The 16380-nt window shown below is 48.5% G+C and carries 16 protein-coding genes and 1 tRNA gene; 8 read left to right on the forward strand and 9 right to left on the reverse strand.

The annotated features are described in order from the left end of the window. Nucleotides 1-759 carry a heme ABC transporter ATP-binding protein gene (locus tag ACN0T0_RS00380; protein WP_417221939.1) on the forward strand — a complete coding sequence of 253 codons (759 nt, stop codon included), beginning with the start codon at nucleotides 1-3 and terminating at the stop codon, nucleotides 757-759. Between the two features lie 140 nt (nucleotides 760-899). Then, nucleotides 900-976 (forward strand) — tRNA-Val (locus ACN0T0_RS00385). 224 nt (nucleotides 977-1200) lie between these two features. On the opposite strand, the gene ACN0T0_RS00390 is transcribed toward ACN0T0_RS00385, so the two are convergent. Continuing rightward, nucleotides 1201-2154: a hypothetical protein gene (locus tag ACN0T0_RS00390; RefSeq protein WP_417221940.1), complete on the reverse strand. Its 954-nt coding sequence runs from the start codon at nucleotides 2152-2154 to the stop codon at nucleotides 1201-1203. Between the two features lie 243 nt (nucleotides 2155-2397). On the opposite strand from ACN0T0_RS00390, the gene ACN0T0_RS00395 reads away from it, so the two are divergent. Next, the gene (locus tag ACN0T0_RS00395; protein WP_417221942.1) at nucleotides 2398-3273 is read left to right on the forward strand and encodes an AEC family transporter; all 876 of its coding nucleotides are present in this window, start codon (nucleotides 2398-2400) and stop codon (nucleotides 3271-3273) included. 106 nt (nucleotides 3274-3379) lie between these two features. On the opposite strand, the gene ACN0T0_RS00400 is transcribed toward ACN0T0_RS00395, so the two are convergent. The 3 genes from ACN0T0_RS00400 to ACN0T0_RS00410 form a co-directional block, all read right to left on the reverse strand. Next, nucleotides 3380-4033 carry a cytochrome b/b6 domain-containing protein gene (locus tag ACN0T0_RS00400; protein WP_417221943.1) on the reverse strand — a complete coding sequence of 218 codons (654 nt, stop codon included), beginning with the start codon at nucleotides 4031-4033 and terminating at the stop codon, nucleotides 3380-3382. Between the two features lie 78 nt (nucleotides 4034-4111). Next, entirely contained in the window at nucleotides 4112-4585 is a 474-nt protein-coding gene (locus ACN0T0_RS00405; RefSeq protein WP_417221944.1) for a c-type cytochrome, read from the reverse strand. 251 nt (nucleotides 4586-4836) lie between these two features. Continuing rightward, the gene (locus tag ACN0T0_RS00410; protein ID WP_417221946.1) at nucleotides 4837-5745 is read right to left on the reverse strand and encodes a LysR substrate-binding domain-containing protein; all 909 of its coding nucleotides are present in this window, start codon (nucleotides 5743-5745) and stop codon (nucleotides 4837-4839) included. A 124-nt stretch (nucleotides 5746-5869) separates the two neighbouring features. Between ACN0T0_RS00410 and ACN0T0_RS00415 the strand changes: the two genes are divergently transcribed. Then, nucleotides 5870-6934, forward strand: a complete 1065-nt coding sequence (locus ACN0T0_RS00415) for a tartrate dehydrogenase (RefSeq protein ID WP_417221947.1) — start codon at nucleotides 5870-5872, stop codon at nucleotides 6932-6934. Nucleotides 6935-7009: 75 nt separating this feature from the next. Here ACN0T0_RS00415 and ACN0T0_RS00420 read toward each other — a convergent pair whose 3' ends face one another. The 4 genes from ACN0T0_RS00420 to ACN0T0_RS00435 all read right to left on the reverse strand — a co-directional run bounded on the left by ACN0T0_RS00420 (nucleotide 7010) and on the right by ACN0T0_RS00435 (nucleotide 11511). Next, nucleotides 7010-8386, reverse strand: coding sequence for an aspartate aminotransferase family protein (locus ACN0T0_RS00420; protein WP_417221948.1), 1377 nt, complete (start codon nucleotides 8384-8386; stop codon nucleotides 7010-7012). Between the two features lie 22 nt (nucleotides 8387-8408). Then, complete coding sequence (locus tag ACN0T0_RS00425; protein ID WP_417221950.1) at nucleotides 8409-9173, reverse strand: SDR family NAD(P)-dependent oxidoreductase; 765 nt, start codon at nucleotides 9171-9173, stop codon at nucleotides 8409-8411. Between the two features lie 9 nt (nucleotides 9174-9182). Beyond that, nucleotides 9183-9920 carry a sulfite exporter TauE/SafE family protein gene (locus ACN0T0_RS00430; RefSeq protein WP_417221951.1) on the reverse strand — a complete coding sequence of 246 codons (738 nt, stop codon included), beginning with the start codon at nucleotides 9918-9920 and terminating at the stop codon, nucleotides 9183-9185. Nucleotides 9921-10041: 121 nt separating this feature from the next. Beyond that, nucleotides 10042-11511 (reverse strand): PLP-dependent aminotransferase family protein, encoded by a 1470-nt coding sequence (locus ACN0T0_RS00435; protein WP_417221953.1) that lies wholly within the window; start codon nucleotides 11509-11511, stop codon nucleotides 10042-10044. Between the two features lie 165 nt (nucleotides 11512-11676). Between ACN0T0_RS00435 and tauA the strand changes: the two genes are divergently transcribed. From tauA to ACN0T0_RS00455, 4 genes are all read left to right on the forward strand, one after another. Then, nucleotides 11677-12705, forward strand: a complete 1029-nt coding sequence (tauA, locus tag ACN0T0_RS00440) for a taurine ABC transporter substrate-binding protein (protein ID WP_417221955.1) — start codon at nucleotides 11677-11679, stop codon at nucleotides 12703-12705. An 83-nt stretch (nucleotides 12706-12788) separates the two neighbouring features. After that, nucleotides 12789-13637: a taurine ABC transporter ATP-binding protein gene (locus ACN0T0_RS00445; protein WP_417221956.1), complete on the forward strand. Its 849-nt coding sequence runs from the start codon at nucleotides 12789-12791 to the stop codon at nucleotides 13635-13637. After that, nucleotides 13637-14539, forward strand: coding sequence for an ABC transporter permease subunit (locus ACN0T0_RS00450; protein ID WP_417221958.1), 903 nt, complete (start codon nucleotides 13637-13639; stop codon nucleotides 14537-14539). The genes ACN0T0_RS00445 and ACN0T0_RS00450 overlap by 1 nt, the downstream gene beginning before the upstream one ends. A 353-nt stretch (nucleotides 14540-14892) precedes the next feature. Continuing rightward, on the forward strand, nucleotides 14893-15747 hold the full coding sequence (locus ACN0T0_RS00455) for an EamA family transporter (protein WP_417221959.1): 855 nt from the start codon (nucleotides 14893-14895) through the stop codon (nucleotides 15745-15747). A 111-nt stretch (nucleotides 15748-15858) separates the two neighbouring features. Here the strand turns inward: ACN0T0_RS00455 and ACN0T0_RS00460 are convergent, their stop codons facing one another. Further along, nucleotides 15859-16374, reverse strand: a complete 516-nt coding sequence (locus tag ACN0T0_RS00460; protein WP_417221961.1) for an RNA methyltransferase — start codon at nucleotides 16372-16374, stop codon at nucleotides 15859-15861. Nucleotides 16375-16380 lie beyond the last annotated feature (6 nt).

Consider the following 16380-nt stretch of genomic DNA (forward strand, 5'->3'; position numbering starts at 1 on the left):
ATGTTACAACTTGATAACGTGACTTTCGCCCCTCAAGGTAAACGGCTGCTAGATGATGTCTCTATAGAGGTCGTGGCGGGGGAGGTGTACGGCTTGCTTGGGCCTAACGGTGCAGGTAAAACCACCTTATTGAAAGCCATCAGCGGTGATATTAAGACCCTGGGTTCTATTCGGTTGTACGATAAAACATTAAACGACTGGAACCGGCGAGACTTAGCTCAGCATTTAGCGGTGCTTCCTCAAGCGAGTCAGCTGGCGTTTCCCTTCAGTGCTAGAGAAGTTGTTGCGTTAGGTTTAACCCCGTTATCACTCTCACGAGGGCAAGCGAGCCGATTGATCGATGAGAAAATGCAACTCACTGACTGCACTCGTTTTGCCGATCGGCCCTATCCTTCATTGTCTGGCGGAGAGCGACAGCGGGTGCAGCTAGCCCGAGTATTGTTACAGCTAAGTCAGGCTAGCCGGGCACCATTGTTATTGCTTGATGAACCAACGTCAGCACAGGATTTAGGCCAACAACATAATCTACTCGGATTGGTTCAGCAGCTGGCTAGGGCGGACGGTTTTGGCGTGATCGCCATCCTTCACGATCTTAATCAAGTACTGCGTTATTGCGATAATTGCTGTTTATTGGATAAAGGACAGGTTAGCGTAATTGATAGTCCCGCTGAGGTGTTATCCGATGCGCGGATTCAGCAGCATTGGCAGTATCAATCCCAGCGAGTAGTGCTTGGTAATGGCCAGGTTGTTTTGGTCTAATATCGGCTCCTTTGCTGATCCATTGCCTGTTTTTCGGTGGGTTGTTTAAAATCGTCATAAAAATGCAAATTAAGGCTTGAACCCGTTTAATCGCTGCGTATAATAGCCAGCGTTGTTTCCCAACAGGGATCAAACACTTTAGGACTATAGCTCAGTTGGTTAGAGCGCTACCTTGACATGGTAGAGGTCGGCAGTTCGAATCTGCCTAGTCCTACCAAACATAGAAAACCTCGCAATTGCGAGGTTTTTTGCTATCTGGACTATGCAGATGAAGAACGGTTAGTTCGAGCCGAGCGTAGCGAGACCACATCGGAGCCTGCGACGATAGCCCGCAGGGGAATAATCTGCCTAGTCCTACCAAACATAGAAAACCTCGCAATTGCGAGGTTTTTTGCTATCTGGATCAAGTTAATAAAGAGCTGCTCAGCTCGAGCCTAGCGTTTAATTCAGCGTTTTCTTTATAGGTTTCATCGCGGCTTCGTGGGATTGTGGACGGGCACCCGTGATGTGCTTTTTCAATGATGGAGCACAGAATATTTGACGCTCTCCGGTTTGTAATCCATTACCTTCGAACTGGTTGTTAATCTGTACTTTCAGGCTTTTAGGCGAGCGCTGCTTGATGATGTGATAGCAAACCAGATGACGCTCTTTATTTTGTATGCGGTAGCTTTTTTTACCGTGAATTTTAGCTGACGGGTTACACAGCATAACGGGTTGTCCTAATACCACTTTATCGCGACCAAACTGGTCCTGAATGGTAATTTCAACCGGCTTCGATTTTTCTGCAGGTTTCACGTCGTAACATTGGAAATGCTCACCTTTTACATCGACCGGGCCACCGTAGGGGTTAGGATCAGGGCAGGTAACCGTGGTGCGTAACGTTACGCTATTCACGGCAGTATCATCTTGTAGGTATATGCTGAAGGTGCCGTCATTGAGTGTATTCAAAATAGAGCCCACGCCCGGCACGGAGGCTAAGTTGTAGGATAGATTTTTTGATGTACCGGGGGCTTCATTTTGATTCCAGATGGAAGTGCTAAAAATACCTTGGGCATTATTCAAAAAACCTAATTTATCATTAACCGGTACCTCCGATTTTCCCAGTGCTGTCACTTTCATGTTTAAGGATGCTGCCGATACGCTGCATCCTTTGCCGACCTTAATATTAAAGGTGTGCATAAACATTCTATCAGTGCTGGTCTCGTTAAACGTGGCAGGCCAGCGATCACTTATCTGAGTTGGATAATCATAAACACCGGGAGGGAACTCGCTATTCGTAATGCTGAGTGGGCCTGAGTTCTGCGTTGAAGTATAGGAGACGCTTTGAGCATTCACTAATGTAGGGCTGGCAATCCCCATTGCTGTGATGCCTAGGAAAAGTAGATACTTTTTCATGATTAAATTCCATTTTGTCGGTTTATTAACGTTATGGTTTCTAATCTATATAAGTTATTGCTTAGGGGTAACTGTCGTGGACGACAGGTAGGAGCCGATAGGTCAGCCTGTTGATTATAAAGAAAAAATGACGTGCTACTGTGAAGTCGTTGGCTTTATAGGGTAAATTAGATGACCGGCTGACAACCTCACCTTCAACGGTGAATGTCGATTTAATAACCTATCCAACCCGAAGGCGCTAGTATGTTTTCAGTGATTTTTTCTATTTTGATGCCCATTTTTGTCTGTGTTGGGATTGGTTACGGTTGGTCTAAAAGCGGAAAAGATTTTGATACCTCGCTGGTGACCGCGATCGTCACCTATTTTGCGACTCCCTGTTTAGTTTTTTATGCCTTGGCGAAGGTGGAGTTAGCGCCATCGTATCTATGGAATATGGGGCTGGCGGCTTTGGTTGCTATTCTGGCGTTTGCGCTGATTGGTGGCGCAGTTCTCGCTATTTTTAAACTACCGCAACGGGCATTTCTGCAGGCGTTAACCTGGCCGAATGTGGGGAATATCGGTTTGCCACTGTGTATGTTAGCTTTTGGTGAGGAAGGGCTAGCCTTAGCGGTCGCTTTTTTTACTGTTTATGTGGTGGTGCAGATGACCTTAGGGGTCGCATTTGTCTCCGGTAGTTTTTCACTTAAATCTCTGTTGAAGATGCCTATTATTCCGGCGACAGCGCTGGCTGCGGTATTTTTATTGAGTGATCTGACGGTGCCAGATTGGTTGTTTAACACCACAAAACTGATTGGAGATCTGACGGTGCCCTTGATGCTGTTTACCTTGGGGGTATCGTTAGCGAGTTTAAAAATAGGGCGTTTAAAGGTGGCTTTTGGTTTGTCGGCTCTGCGGTTGGTGATGGGGTTTTGTGTTGGATTGGCGATAGTTTGGGGGTTGGATCTTTCAGGTCCTGCCGCTGGCGTTATTATTCTCCAATGTGCCATGCCCGCCGCGGTGTTCTGTTATCTGTTCGCACAGCTATATGATCAGCGCCCAGAAGAGGTTGCCGGATTGGTTATTGTGTCAACTTTTATGGGGTTTGTTTCGCTACCGGCACTGCTTTGGTATGTGCTTTAGATTTAGTAAAAGACTTGGGGAAAATCGACTATTATTTAAGGCTGTTAAGTAATGGTCAATTGATCGGAATTGCCCCTTTAATCGTGTGCGGAGGTTGTGTTAATCGTTAGATCGGCAAACTAAACAGGTAATAAACCCAACCGGCACTAAGACCTAGGCAGAGTACTAATGCAATCGGATTGATTGGTTCTCTTGGTGTCGCACCACCTAGATCCTTCTTCGAGCCTGTCACCATTGAGGCAACCAGTTTTTCTTTAAACAGAACACTGTGGGCGAGTACGCCAAGAATATGAAAGCCAATGAGGTACTGCAGTATTAATTGAACCGTATGATGAATTTCGGCCCCTAAGCTGGCGAGCTCATCACTCACGCTGGCGTAAAATGGTCCTTCCCATAGGATTTCATCCGAAGTCACCAAGCCTGACGCGACTTGTAATATCAATAGTAGAATCAACATCACGACCATAATGCCCCCGGCGGGGTTATGTCCGTAAAAGTGTTCAGGGTCACCTTTGATCATCGCTTTTAAGTAGCTTAAGCCCTTCACTGGCGAGGTAATGAACGAGCAGAAACGAGCATAGCGGGTCCCGACCAGTCCCCAAAAAACACGAAACATAATCAAGCCAGAAAGAAGGTAGCCACTATAAAAGTGCCACTCCATCAGGCTGTCATCCCAACTGCCGCTGTAAATCATAAACAGGAAAAGCGCAACAAGTACCCAGTGAAAAATTCGAGTTGGAATGTCCCAAATTTTAACCATCAATTCGATACTCCTTATGCTGTTGAAGAGGGGGTAGGGGCAGCTTTATAACAGGAGTATAAAGCTGCCGTTGGTGTTTTATTTAGCGCGGTAGTCTGTGTGGCAAGACTTGCATGATTTGCCTAAAGGACCGATAGCACTGCGAAGCGCGTCAAGGCCTTGTCCAGCATTGGCTGCCATGGTTTCAGTTGCGTCGGCAAAATTCTTAAATTTAGCACCGATTTCGGAGTCTGCTTGCCAAATGGCGGCTTTCGCTTTGGTTTTGTCGGACAGTCCTTCCGCATCCATATCAGAACCCTGTGGCCACATCATTTGGTTATCCATTGATGCTGCACTTTTCAGGTTGTTTGCGATTGCTTGAGCTAGGTCGGCATCGTAATCGCGTTTGCCTTTAGCCATTTCGCCGAGCACACCCATATTGAATTTAACCATTTGGAAGTAGCCTTGACGGGCTTCAATTTGGTCTTTAAACGCGAAATCTTCTGCTACCGCCGGTGTAGCTGCTGTCGCTAATACGCTTGCGCACAGTACTGCTTTAACAAACATCTTCATTGCTCGACACTCCTAGTCGTATTTATAAATCTGCATAATGGTATCACTCTCAGCTATATGAGGAGAGACTAATGTTATTGGCGCATATGTAAAGTTATGTAAAGTAATGTAACAAAGTCTCGATTTTTTATGGGGCGTTATTGCGGCAAAATCAAACGCTTGTTTTATAGGCGTTTCTAAGCGGTCATTGAATGCGTTTGAGAACGGTCATGACTTGTTTTATGGAGCATAATTCCTGTTGCTCGAGGCGGCTAAATGGTTACGGCGCTTTGATTCAAGGCTTGTTCTAGCTTACTCACCACTACTTTTAGCTTGGCGGATGTTTCTAGTCTTGAGGGGTAGAGTGCGTAAACATCGGCGGGCTGTGCGTATTGGGGGAGAACCCTGACCAGTTGTCCGGCATTAATCTCCTGTTGCACATTCCAAATCGATCGCAACATGATGCCCTGTCCATCAAGGCACCACTGCTTTGCTACGCTGCCGTTATTGGTGGTGAGTGGTGCAGTTAATTGAATACTTGTTTGTTTCGTCCCGCTATTTAGGTGCCACAGACCATCGGTTTGATCGCGTTCGCGGATGCCGATGCAGCGGTGATGATTGAGTTCAGCGAGTTGTGTAGGTGTGCCCTGTGATTGCAGATAGGCCGGGGAGGCGCAGAGGATCCGTTGGTTAGTGGCAAGCCGTTTGGCAATCATCTGTTGCGGCAGCTCGCCTCCTACCCGTAATTCAATATCGAAGCCCTCTGAAATCAAATCAACAGGGCGATCTAGGAGTTCTAAATCGATACTCAACTTTGGATACTGATGGCTGATCTGCGAGATTATGGGGGCAATAAAGTGGCTGCCAAAGCCAGTGCTGGTGACGATTCTCAGTTTCCCCTTGGGGATCAACTGTTCATTATTGATCTCCGCCTGCATCCGCTCCATGGTTTCCAATAGTTGTTCTGACCACAGTAAGGCCACCTTACCCTCTGGGCTGAGCGTGACTTGCCGTGCGGCACGGATAAACAAACGGACGCTGAGGTGTTTTTCTAGCAGGCCGATGCGTTTACTGATATAGGCTGGGGAAACATTCAAGCGGTCTGCCGCAAGGCTAAAACTCTGTTGTCGGGCTGCCATTACGAACGCTTGTATATCATTAAGGGGAGGAAAATGGTTCACGGTTTGTGTTCCTTATCTTTACGCTGAGGCTTTTAAGTTCACATAGTATATCGGATATGATGCTGGCAGTTTAAAGACAATGCTTGGCAGAAACAGTTGAATGTGACGTATGGAGGTGCAGATGATGAGCAAGGTCAGAATAGCGGTTATTCCCGGTGATGGCATTGGTAAAGAGGTGATCCCTGTGGGGATGAAAATGTTGGAAGCTGCCGGACGTCTACAGGGGGTCGAGTTTAGTTGGACCGAGTTTGACTGGTCCTGTGAAACCTATCATAAAACTGGCCGGATGATGCCGGAGGATGGCCTTGATCAGTTGAAAGACTTTGATGCGATCTACCTAGGCGCCGTGGGCTTCCCAGGGGTACCCGATCATATTTCGCTGTGGGGGTTATTACTGCCGATTCGGCGGGCCTTTGATCAGTATGTTAATTTACGTCCAGTGCGGTTATTTGACGGGATTCCCTGTCCACTGGCGGGTAAGAAACCCGGTGATATCGATTTTTATGTGGTCCGGGAAAATGTTGAAGGGGAATACTCCTCGGTGGGCGGTATTCAGTATGAAGGTACGGAATATGAGGTGGTATCGCAACAGAGTATCTTTACCCGTCGAGGCACCGACCGCATTCTGCGCTATGCCTTTGATCTGGCGCAAAGTCGACCAGCCAAACATCTGAGTTCTGCCACTAAGTCGAACGGTATCTATCACTCCATGCCCTATTGGGATAGCCGGGTAGAAGCGATGGCCGCGTCATATCCTGAAGTGAAGGTTGATCAATATCATATCGATATTCTCACGGCGAACTTTGTGCGGATGCCGGAACATTTTGATGTAGTCGTGGGCTCTAACCTGTTTGGTGATATTTTGTCGGATCTTGGGCCTGCCTGTACCGGCACGATTGCTATAGCGCCCTCAGCCAATATCAATCCAGAAAAAAACTTCCCATCAATGTTTGAACCGGTACATGGTTCGGCACCGGATATTGCCGGACAGGGGATTGCTAATCCACTGGGCACGATCTGGGCCGGTGCGATGATGATGCAACATCTGGGTTTTGACGCGGTGCACGATACGCTCATGGCAGCGATGGCACAGGTGTTAAAAGAGGGGAAAGCGCTGACTCGCGATATGGGTGGCAAGGCTAGTATGTTGACCTTAGCGGCGGCCGTTGAAGCCGCTATACAGGCGTAACTCTTAGGCCGCTAGTGGCTTATGAGTTGTCGCATAAAGCGAAACCGCCGACGGGCGGTTTCGTGGCTAATTTATCTATTCAGGTACTGGAATTGATGCAAAGACCTCATCCAGAATTGTTAAGATATGCTCAAGTTGTGCCTCAGTGATACACAGAGCCGGACTCATATTGAGTATGTTGTTGTATTGCTCGAAGCTACGGTTGGTACGACCAATCAGCAATCCTGCTTGTTTACAGGCGTTGGCAATTTGAATTGCCACGGACTCGTCGACCGGTTCTTTTGTTTCCCGATTTTTAACCAGCTCGATACCGCAGAACAAACCGAGACAGCGGACATCACCGATAATAGGGTATTTAGCTTGCAGGGCTTTTAAGCCAGTCAGCAAAATTTTACCCAATTCGGTGCAGTTTTCGAGTAGATTTTCATCTTCGAGAATCTTCATATTAGCGGCCGCAGCGGCAGGGCCTGCAAGGCAGCCGCCATAGGTCGAAATATCTCTGAAATAGCCCATTTTATCCTCTGCCGAATCCTCCTGTAGACTCTGATAAACGGCTTCGGTGGTGACAGTACAGGAGATTGCTGCATAGCCGGATGCGACACCTTTTGCCATGGTGACGATATCGGGCTGAATATCGTAATGCTGATAACCAAACCACTTGCCTGTCCGGCCCAGTCCACAAACCACTTCATCGATGATGAGTAGAACACTGTGTTTTTTACAGATCTGTTCAACCGCTTTTAAGTAACCTTCGGGAGGGAGAATGACGCCACCGCCCGCAGTGATAGGCTCGATAATAATTGCACCAACGGTTTCGGGGCCTTCTCGCAGAATAACATCTTCTAACAGTTGAGCCGCTTTTAGACCGTAATCTTCGGTTTCGCCAAACTGGCTGCGATATTCGAAACAGTGTGGAAATTCGACAAAATCGGGCACAAAGGGGCCAAACTGTTCCTTACGTTGTGACTGGCCGGTGGCGCTCAAGGCCGCAATTGTGGTGCCGTGATAATCCCGTTCACGGTAGAGAATTTTGTTCTTTTTACCGGCGTATTTTTTGTGTGAGATCTGCCGCACCATTTTAAAGGCTTTTTCGTTGGCCTCAGAACCTGAGCTAGAGTAGAAAACCCGCTGCATACCGGGCATTTTTTCGATCAGTTTTTTGGCAAAGATAGCGGCGGGTTTACTTGCCATTGAACTGGCAAAGAAGTTGAGTTGCATCAACTGCTCGCTGATCGCATCGACAATCTCTTTTCGGCCGTAGCCTACATTGGTGACCCAAACTCCGCCTGCGGAGGCATCGAGGTATTGGTTGCCTTCGATATCCCATAGGTTTAAACCTTCTCCTTTAACAAACAGTGGCATACCTTTCTGGGCTGCAGCATTCGGTGTGAGGTGATGCCAAACATACTCTTTGTCTAGGGATCTAATTTGGTCGGTGTTGTATTGTGACATGTGGTTACTCCTGCTGTTCGTGTTATGAGGCGTCACGGGTAATTGAAAAAGGTGCCCAGCTTTGGCGCACAGGCATGATTTCTAAGGTGTTAACGTTGAGGTGTGCCGGGAGCTGCGCAATCCACAGTAATGTGTCGGCGATATCGTCCGGTTGAATGGCTTCAGCACCGCTATAAAGGGCATCGTATGCTTGTTGATCACCGCCGGTTCTGACCAGTGTGAACTCACTCTCGGATAATCCTGGCGCTAGGCAGCTGACCCGCACGCCCGTGCCAGCTAGGTCACAGCGTAGGGCTAGGGAAAACTGCTCAACAAAGGCTTTGGTACCGCAATAAACATTACCGCCTGGGTAGGGCCAATTTGCAGCAATGGAGCCAATATTGATAATGCTGCTGCCTTTTCCTTGGGCAATGAGTTTGGGGAGTAGGGCATGGGTGACAGTGGTTAATCCCTTTATGTTGGTCTCAATCATGGTATGCCAATCGTTGAGTTCTGAGTGCTGTGCCCGCTTAGTACCCAGTGCTAACCCTGCGTTGTTAATCAGTAGATCAATACGGTCAAACGGGCTCGGAAGGTTAGCAAACGCCTGTTGCACTGCATCGGTATCGCAGACATCCAGTACCAGAGTCATGATGCGACTCTTTGCTGATAGTTCTGCCGCAATTTTGGCAAGGCGCTCCTCTCGGCGGCCAGTGATGATGAGGTTCCAACCGGCATCGGCAAAGCGGTGAGCGGCGGCTAAACCAAAGCCAGATGTTGCACCGGTAATAACGGCTGTTTTGTTCATATAAACTCCTTAGCTTAATATTTGCAGGCCGCTGTAGTAGATACTGATACTCGACAGCAGCATGAGAACGGGGAGGGCAATTGGGCGAAAAGATTGCGGTGGTTTACGATGGAAAAACCACTGGCCACACTGCACCCCTACTAGCGTTGGAATTAACAGTAGTAGGGTGGGCTGTAGCAGTGCGCTGGAAATCACGCCGCTGGTGGCAATTAAGCCAACAGAGATAAGATCGGTGGCGCTAAGAAAAATAACCATTGTTGCTCTTTGTACCTGCGCGACATGAGCGGTCATTAAGAGAAAGCAAACAATGGGGAGTCCGCCAACGGAAGCCGCAGCAGAAAAAGCTCCTGATACACCGCCAACAATACGGGTGTGCCATGGGGCGATCGATAATGAGATATTTCGGGCGAATAGAATCCAGAGAGTCATCGCTAAAATAGCGCTACCGATGGCGAATTTGAGTATCGAGTCAGGCACCTGAATCAGAATGGTCAGCCCTATCGGAAGACCGATAATGGCTCCGATACTGAGGTTTTTAAGCAGAGCACGATCGGCGAATTGCCAGGCGCTGGCTAACATGCCGACTGAGCCGAGCAGATCGATAATAAGGATAACGGGCACGCTAACCTGTGCCGGCCAGATAAGGCTCAGACCGGATATTGCGATCGCGGCGAAACCAAAGCCGGTATAGCCGCGGACGAGTGCGGCTATAAAAACTAATAGCATGGCCAGTTCCAGATGGGGCATAAATGATCTCCGATCTCAATGGCCCGAAATTAAAAAAGAGGGGCGGGCCGAGGGAGATACGGTAGATGGGAAGTGAGAATTTGCTATAGGTCCAGCAGGCAGGGATTTTGGTACCAGGGTTCTAAAATTGGGCAAAAACCTCTTTTAGAGCGGCGATCCCCGGTTCGATTTTATGATTGGCGATGGCTGAAAACCCTAGTCGGAAGTAGTTTTCAGGCGGATTGTCACAGGCAAAATGGATTGCACCGGATTCGATCAGAATACTTTTTCGGGCGGCGGCCCAAGAGACCTCTTCGGTATTGACCCCTGCAGGGGCTTTAAGCCAAACGGAGGTCACGCCTTGGCCAATTTCGTCAGCGGTGCGCATGTGCGGAAGGTGACGGTCGACCGATTCAATAACGCGCTGAAGTTTAGCAGCATTGATCTCACGGATTTTACGTAGATAAGTATCGTAGTATCCGAGTGACAAGAAAAGCGCCAGTTGCCGCTGGTTATTTACCGGAGGATGGCGATACATCAGCCGTCGTAATGCTCGAATTTCAGAGATCAGTTCTTCATCGGCCACCATATAGCCGATTCTAAGTCCCGGAGAGATCGATTTTGACATGCTACCGATATAGATGACTCGGTTGTGTTCATCGTTGGCTTTCAGAGCGGGCTTCGGGTTGTACTTCATGTTTATTTCCGCATCGTAGTCATCCTCAATAATGATGAGGTCTTGCTCACGGGATAGCGCCATCAGTTGCTGCCGGCGTGCATCGCTGAGTTCTGCCCCGGTCGGTACCTGATTACTAGGGGTGATGTAGAGATAATCACAATCGTTTAAGCGTTCATCGATAAGCATGCCGTTTTGATCGACCGGTTGCTGATGTATCTGGCTGTTAAATAGCGAGAAGATATTGAAGGCATCGCGAAAGCCCGGAGTCTCAACCGCCATCCGAGTGTTGCTGTTACACAGTAGGTTGGCCAATAAGTAGAGCGAGTTTTGCGTACCAATGGTAATAATGATCTCGTTAGGTTCAACATAGATGCCCCGTCGTGGTAGCAGGCGGGTGCGAATCTGTTCAATCAAAATAGGGTCATCGGTATCTACCATGTCATTGACCCAGTATTTGTTCCAATGCCCACTCATGCTTTTGCGGGCGACATCGCGCCATTGCTCTAAGGGAAAAAATTCATGCTGAATCTGGCCATAGATGAACGGGTATTCAAAGCTCTGCCAGTTATTCGGTTTGACGATATTGCGCTCCGTACTGGGTTTTTTCTTAAAGCGTTGCAGCCAATCAGGTGAGCCAGCATCGTCGTTTTGCACAACATTGGTGCTGATGACCTCGGGAGTGCTGAAATTGTGAGTGACAAAGAAGCCTTTTCTGGGCCGCGATTCGATATAACCGCTATCGACCAAACTCTCATAGATGAGCACGATGGTATTGCGTGAAACCCCCAGCATCTGGGCAAGGTTTCGAGAGGACGGCAGGGCTTCGTTGACGGGTAAACGGCCCGAGAGGATAAGGTTGACCAAATGCTCACGGGTTTGCTCTTGTAGTGTTCGTTCGGGGTCAAATTCGATTTGAAAATGTTGTTCGAGCATGTTCTGTCAATACCTTGGCAAAGTTATGCGCCAATCTGATGCAAATTTTAGTCCAGCTATCATCTCTGGCTCCATTATTTCAAGTTGCTGGATCTATCGCTTGTGCCGCGTCTGCTCCTAATCTGAATACCGATCAACCGACTTCACACCTCTAGGAGTATTAAGATGAGAGCAAGAAAGATTACCTCGTTTGTTAAAAAAGCAGTCACGCTATCGGTTCTTGCAAGCGGTTTCGTTTTTTCGAATATCGCCAGTGCGGATACGGTGACAATCGGCTATCAAGGCATGATGAACCCTTGGAAAGCGGTGATAGCGGAGAAGCAATTAGAACAAGCGACGGGGATGGACATTGAATGGCGGCGCTTTGATTCCGGTGCGAAAGTCATTACGGCGATGGCATCCGGTGATATTGATATGGCATCAGCCGGTTCGAGTCCAATAGCGGCAGCGGTTAATCGCGGTTTGGATATTGAGCTGGTCTGGGTGTTAGAAAACATTAATAACGCCGAGGCGTTGGTGGTTCGTGATGGCTCAGGTATTGCGGCGCCACAAGACCTAAAAGGTAAATCAATCGGTGTACCGTTCGTGTCCACCACCCACTTCCATATGCTGTTTGCGTTAGAGCAGTTTGGCTTAACCGATAAGGACCTGAAACTGATTAATATGCAGCCTAATGCCATTGCGGCGGCTTGGGAGCGGGGCGATATTGATGGGGCTTTTATTTGGGATCCAGCGCTTGGACGTATTAAACAGTCAGGTCATGTCATGATCAGCTCCGGCGAGTTGAGCCGTTGGGGTAAAGCCACTTTCGATGGTTTGGTGATTAATAAGTCATTAGGTGAAGAGAAGCCTGAATTTGTTGCCCAAGTGATTAAATTGATTGCCGATGCTGACAACCAATATCGTGCTGAAAAAGACAGCCTGACGGTTGATTCCCCGATGATTAAAGGGATTGCGGCGATGACCGGTGGCGCGCCTGAAAACGTTGCAGGAGTCTTGGCTCTGTATGACTTTCCTGATTTGCAAACACAGACCGGCTGCACTTGGTTGGGTTGTGGGGCTGAAGGTGGCGCGGCAAAAGCGCTGCAGTTTACCTCTGAGTTCTTAAAACAGCAGGGTAAAGTGCGCACCTTAGCGGATGATTACAGTGTGTTTGTTAACCCCTCTTTTGCCGAAGCTGCTGCCAAGCTTTGATTCAATAGCCGCTTCGCTCAGATGGCTGATGCTGTCTGAGTGAAGCGATTTGAGCTGCCACGGCTATTTATAGGAGATTAGCTATGAGCCGATTACAAATTCATGATGTATCCGTTCTTTATCCCGGAATGAACGGTGGTGAAACAGTCACTGCTCTGTCCGGTATTAATTTTAATATTGAGCCTGGAGAGTTTGTGGTCGCACTAGGCGCTTCCGGGTGCGGAAAGACAACGTTGCTAAACCTGATGGCAGGTTTTATCCAACCGAGTGAAGGCTATCTAACGCTGGGTGATAGTAGTATTGCCGGTTTACCTCGGGTGGCCTGCGGTCTGGATTTAAAGGATCAGATTTCTGGGCCAGGGAAAGACCGTGGCGTCGTGTTTCAAAAACATGCCTTATTACCTTGGCTCGACGTGTTGGAAAATGCGGCCTTTGGTTTAAAGCTACAGGGGGTGGGTGAGCAAGAGCGAAATGCTCGAGCGGCAGATTTTTTACAGCTGGTTGGACTGGAGGATTTTCATCATCATCCGGTGTATCAGTTGTCCGGCGGGATGCAGCAGCGGGTCGGTATTGCCCGTGCGTTGACCAATGACCCACAGATGTTACTACTTGATGAGCCGTTAGGCGCATTGGATGCTCTCACGCGAGAAGTGCTGCAGGAGTTACTGTTGGATGTCTGGCTAGAGACGAAGAAAATGATGTTCTTTATCACTCACAGTGTCGAGGAAGCCCTATTTATGGCTTCGCGCTTGATTATTATGTCGCCACGGCCCGGCCGCATTACCCATGAGTTTTCGTTAGATTTTAATAAGATTTTCTTGGAAAACCGGGATGCGCGAAAAGTTAAATCGATGCCTGAATTTATCGCGATGCGAGAGAAAGTATTAGGCATTATTCACGGCGATGAAGTGGCTGGTGGAGGACTACACTGATGAATGATTCGACCATAATCACAACGCCGGTTAATACGTTAATTAATCGCCCTATGTCACGTCCGAGTCTGCTAAAACGCTGTCTATCCGTATTTGCAGCTGGGCCTGTCAAACCGGGTGAGTCCTACGGTGCGCCGGGACAGGGTAAAAGCTTGGCGATCAGTTTATTCACGACGGCATTACTGATTGGCTTATGGTATGTCGCCACCTATTTTGAATGGGTTAAACCGCTGTTTCTGCCTTCGCCAGGTGCGGTTGTGATGCGCTTTTGGGAGGTGGCGACCGAAGGTTTTGCCAATGCCACACTATTAGAACATACCGGTTGGAGTATGATGCGCGTCTTTTCCGCCTTTTTGCTAGCGTTAGTGACTGCGGTGCCGATTGGTATTTTTATGGGCGTTAACCGTATTGCTCGTGGGATCTTTGATCCGATTATTGAGTTCTATCGTCCACTGCCGCCCTTGGCTTACTTGCCCTTGGTCATTATTTGGTTGGGTATTGGTGAGGTGTCCAAAATTGTACTGATCTATCTGGCGATTTTCGCACCAATGGCTCTCAGTGCCCGTGCCGGTGTTAAGTCGGTTGCGATGGAGCAGATTCATGCGGCTTTTTCGATGGGCGGCAGTCGCTGGCAAGTGATTCGGCATATCATTTTGATCAATGCGCTGCCCGAGATCCTTACCGGTATGCGTATTGGTATTGGCTTTGGTTGGACAACCCTTGTGGCGGCGGAAATGGTGGCTGCACAGGCGGGGTTAGGCTTTATGGTGCTCAATGCCGCTGAGTTTTTAGTCACAGATATTGTCATCATGGGGATTATTGTCATTGGTATTATCGCTTACCTTTTCGATATGTTGATGCGTTATCTGGAGAAAAAATTGGTGCCTTGGAAGGGGCATTGATCTAGCGGTGGTTGATTTCGGCCGGGATTAAACCCGGCCAGTACAGATAAATCTGAGCATGGGTTTATCTGTTTTATTTTGTTTCCGCTTTGGTTTGAGTCAGCTTTTGGTTGCATAAAACCCCTTCCTATTTAGCTTAAAAATGTCGGTTATCCGCGTCCTGATTAAAGAGATTCATTAACGCATCTTCCCTAAAAGCTAACGGCTCATTTTGATCACCTACGCAGAGCTATGACTCTTTTATGGCTCGGTCTAGAGGGTGAATTGTTGCTAGGAATCGTCTGGTGATAGACTGGCGTGAGAGCTGTCGGTGTATTCGCAGGGATGGTTGAAAATAATAATAGGGATTTTGCATGGTACTTGAGCCGGGCGCTGCCGTTGTTATATCTGTTTTGATGCACGTCACCTGGAACCTTATCGCCCGCTATCAACCCTCCAATGCCTTTCCGTTGTGGTGGGTACTGCTGGCACATCTGATTATTTTTGCCCCTTGGGGCTGGTGGTCTCTGATCACACAAGTTAACTGGAATCTCTCGTTTGCGTTGCTGCTACTCATTTCTACAGCCGCTAATGTGGTCTATTTTATGGGCTTACGGCAGGCTTATTGCCATGCGCCAGTGCCGCTGGTATATCCTCTGGTTAGAAGCTCGCCGTTATTGATCGCGCTATGGAGTGTGCTGTTATTAGGTGAGGAGTTAGGCAGTTGGGCGTGGTTGGGGATCATTGTTAATGTGATCGGTTTGCTTATCCTCGCGTCAAGTTCCGGTTCGGCCACGGATAAGCGGGCACTACCTTGGGCGATGGTCGCGATGCTTGGAACCAGTGCGTATTCCCTGAGTGATAAAGCGGCGGTTGCCAATCTCGATAGCTTTGGCGCTATTGTGGGCTTTATCTCAGTTGGGTATTGCTGTACTTGGTTGGCCATGACGCTGACACTGTATCGTCAGACCGGTGGTTGGCGACCGGCGCAATGTATCTCGCCTTTAGCGCTGTTGCTTGGCGGGCTCTGTATCGGCTTGGCCTATGCTCTGGTGGTGTTTGCGATGAAGCAGATGCCTTCAGCGGTCGTGGTGGCATATTCTAACGGCGGTATTATTATCGCCTCGTTAGTTTCCATTATCTTTTTTCGCGAGTATGTTGCGTGGCGCCAGCGAATACTGGCGGCCTTTATTATCCTAATCGGTATTGTGATGATCTATCAGGGTTAGTGAGTCGATGCTGGTCGCGAGCTTTTGGGGCGCGCGATCTAGGCAGGCGAGGCTGTTTTATCGTTATGCCCCACTAGGCTGCGTATGGCGCTTGGCAGTTAAACGCATCCTTTAAGACTGTTTAAACACCAAGCGATTATTCACATCGCGACTCTGTTTGATTCGCTCGCTATGATCTATTAATTGGCCCTGTTTCGCCATGCGGTCATAGAGCAAGACATTGACGGTGGCCGCGAGATTCATACAGCCGATTGTGGGAACATAAACCACCGCATCAGCGGCATCCACCGTGGCTTGATCAATCGAGCCATCTTCTGGACCAAAGATATACAGGGCATGTTCTGGATGTTTGAAGTCGGGCAGGGGAGTTGCACCTTCAGCGAGTTCGATACAGATCAGCTTTTGTTGATCGTTCGCTAGGCCGATAAAGGAGTCTACCGCTGTTAAGGGAATAGTCTGATTAGCATTACGGGTATCGGTGTGATACTTGGCGGCACGTTCAAAACGGCTACCGCTATAGTATATCGCCGAGGCACCGTAGCAGCCCGCCGCCCGCATGACGGCGCCAACATTGGAGGGGCTTTTGGGGTTACACAATGCGATCGCTGCTGTACCTGGGTTGTCCACTCTTTT

It is taken from the genome of Amphritea sp. (assembly GCF_048266285.1).
GTDB lineage: Bacteria > Pseudomonadota > Gammaproteobacteria > Pseudomonadales > Balneatricaceae > Amphritea.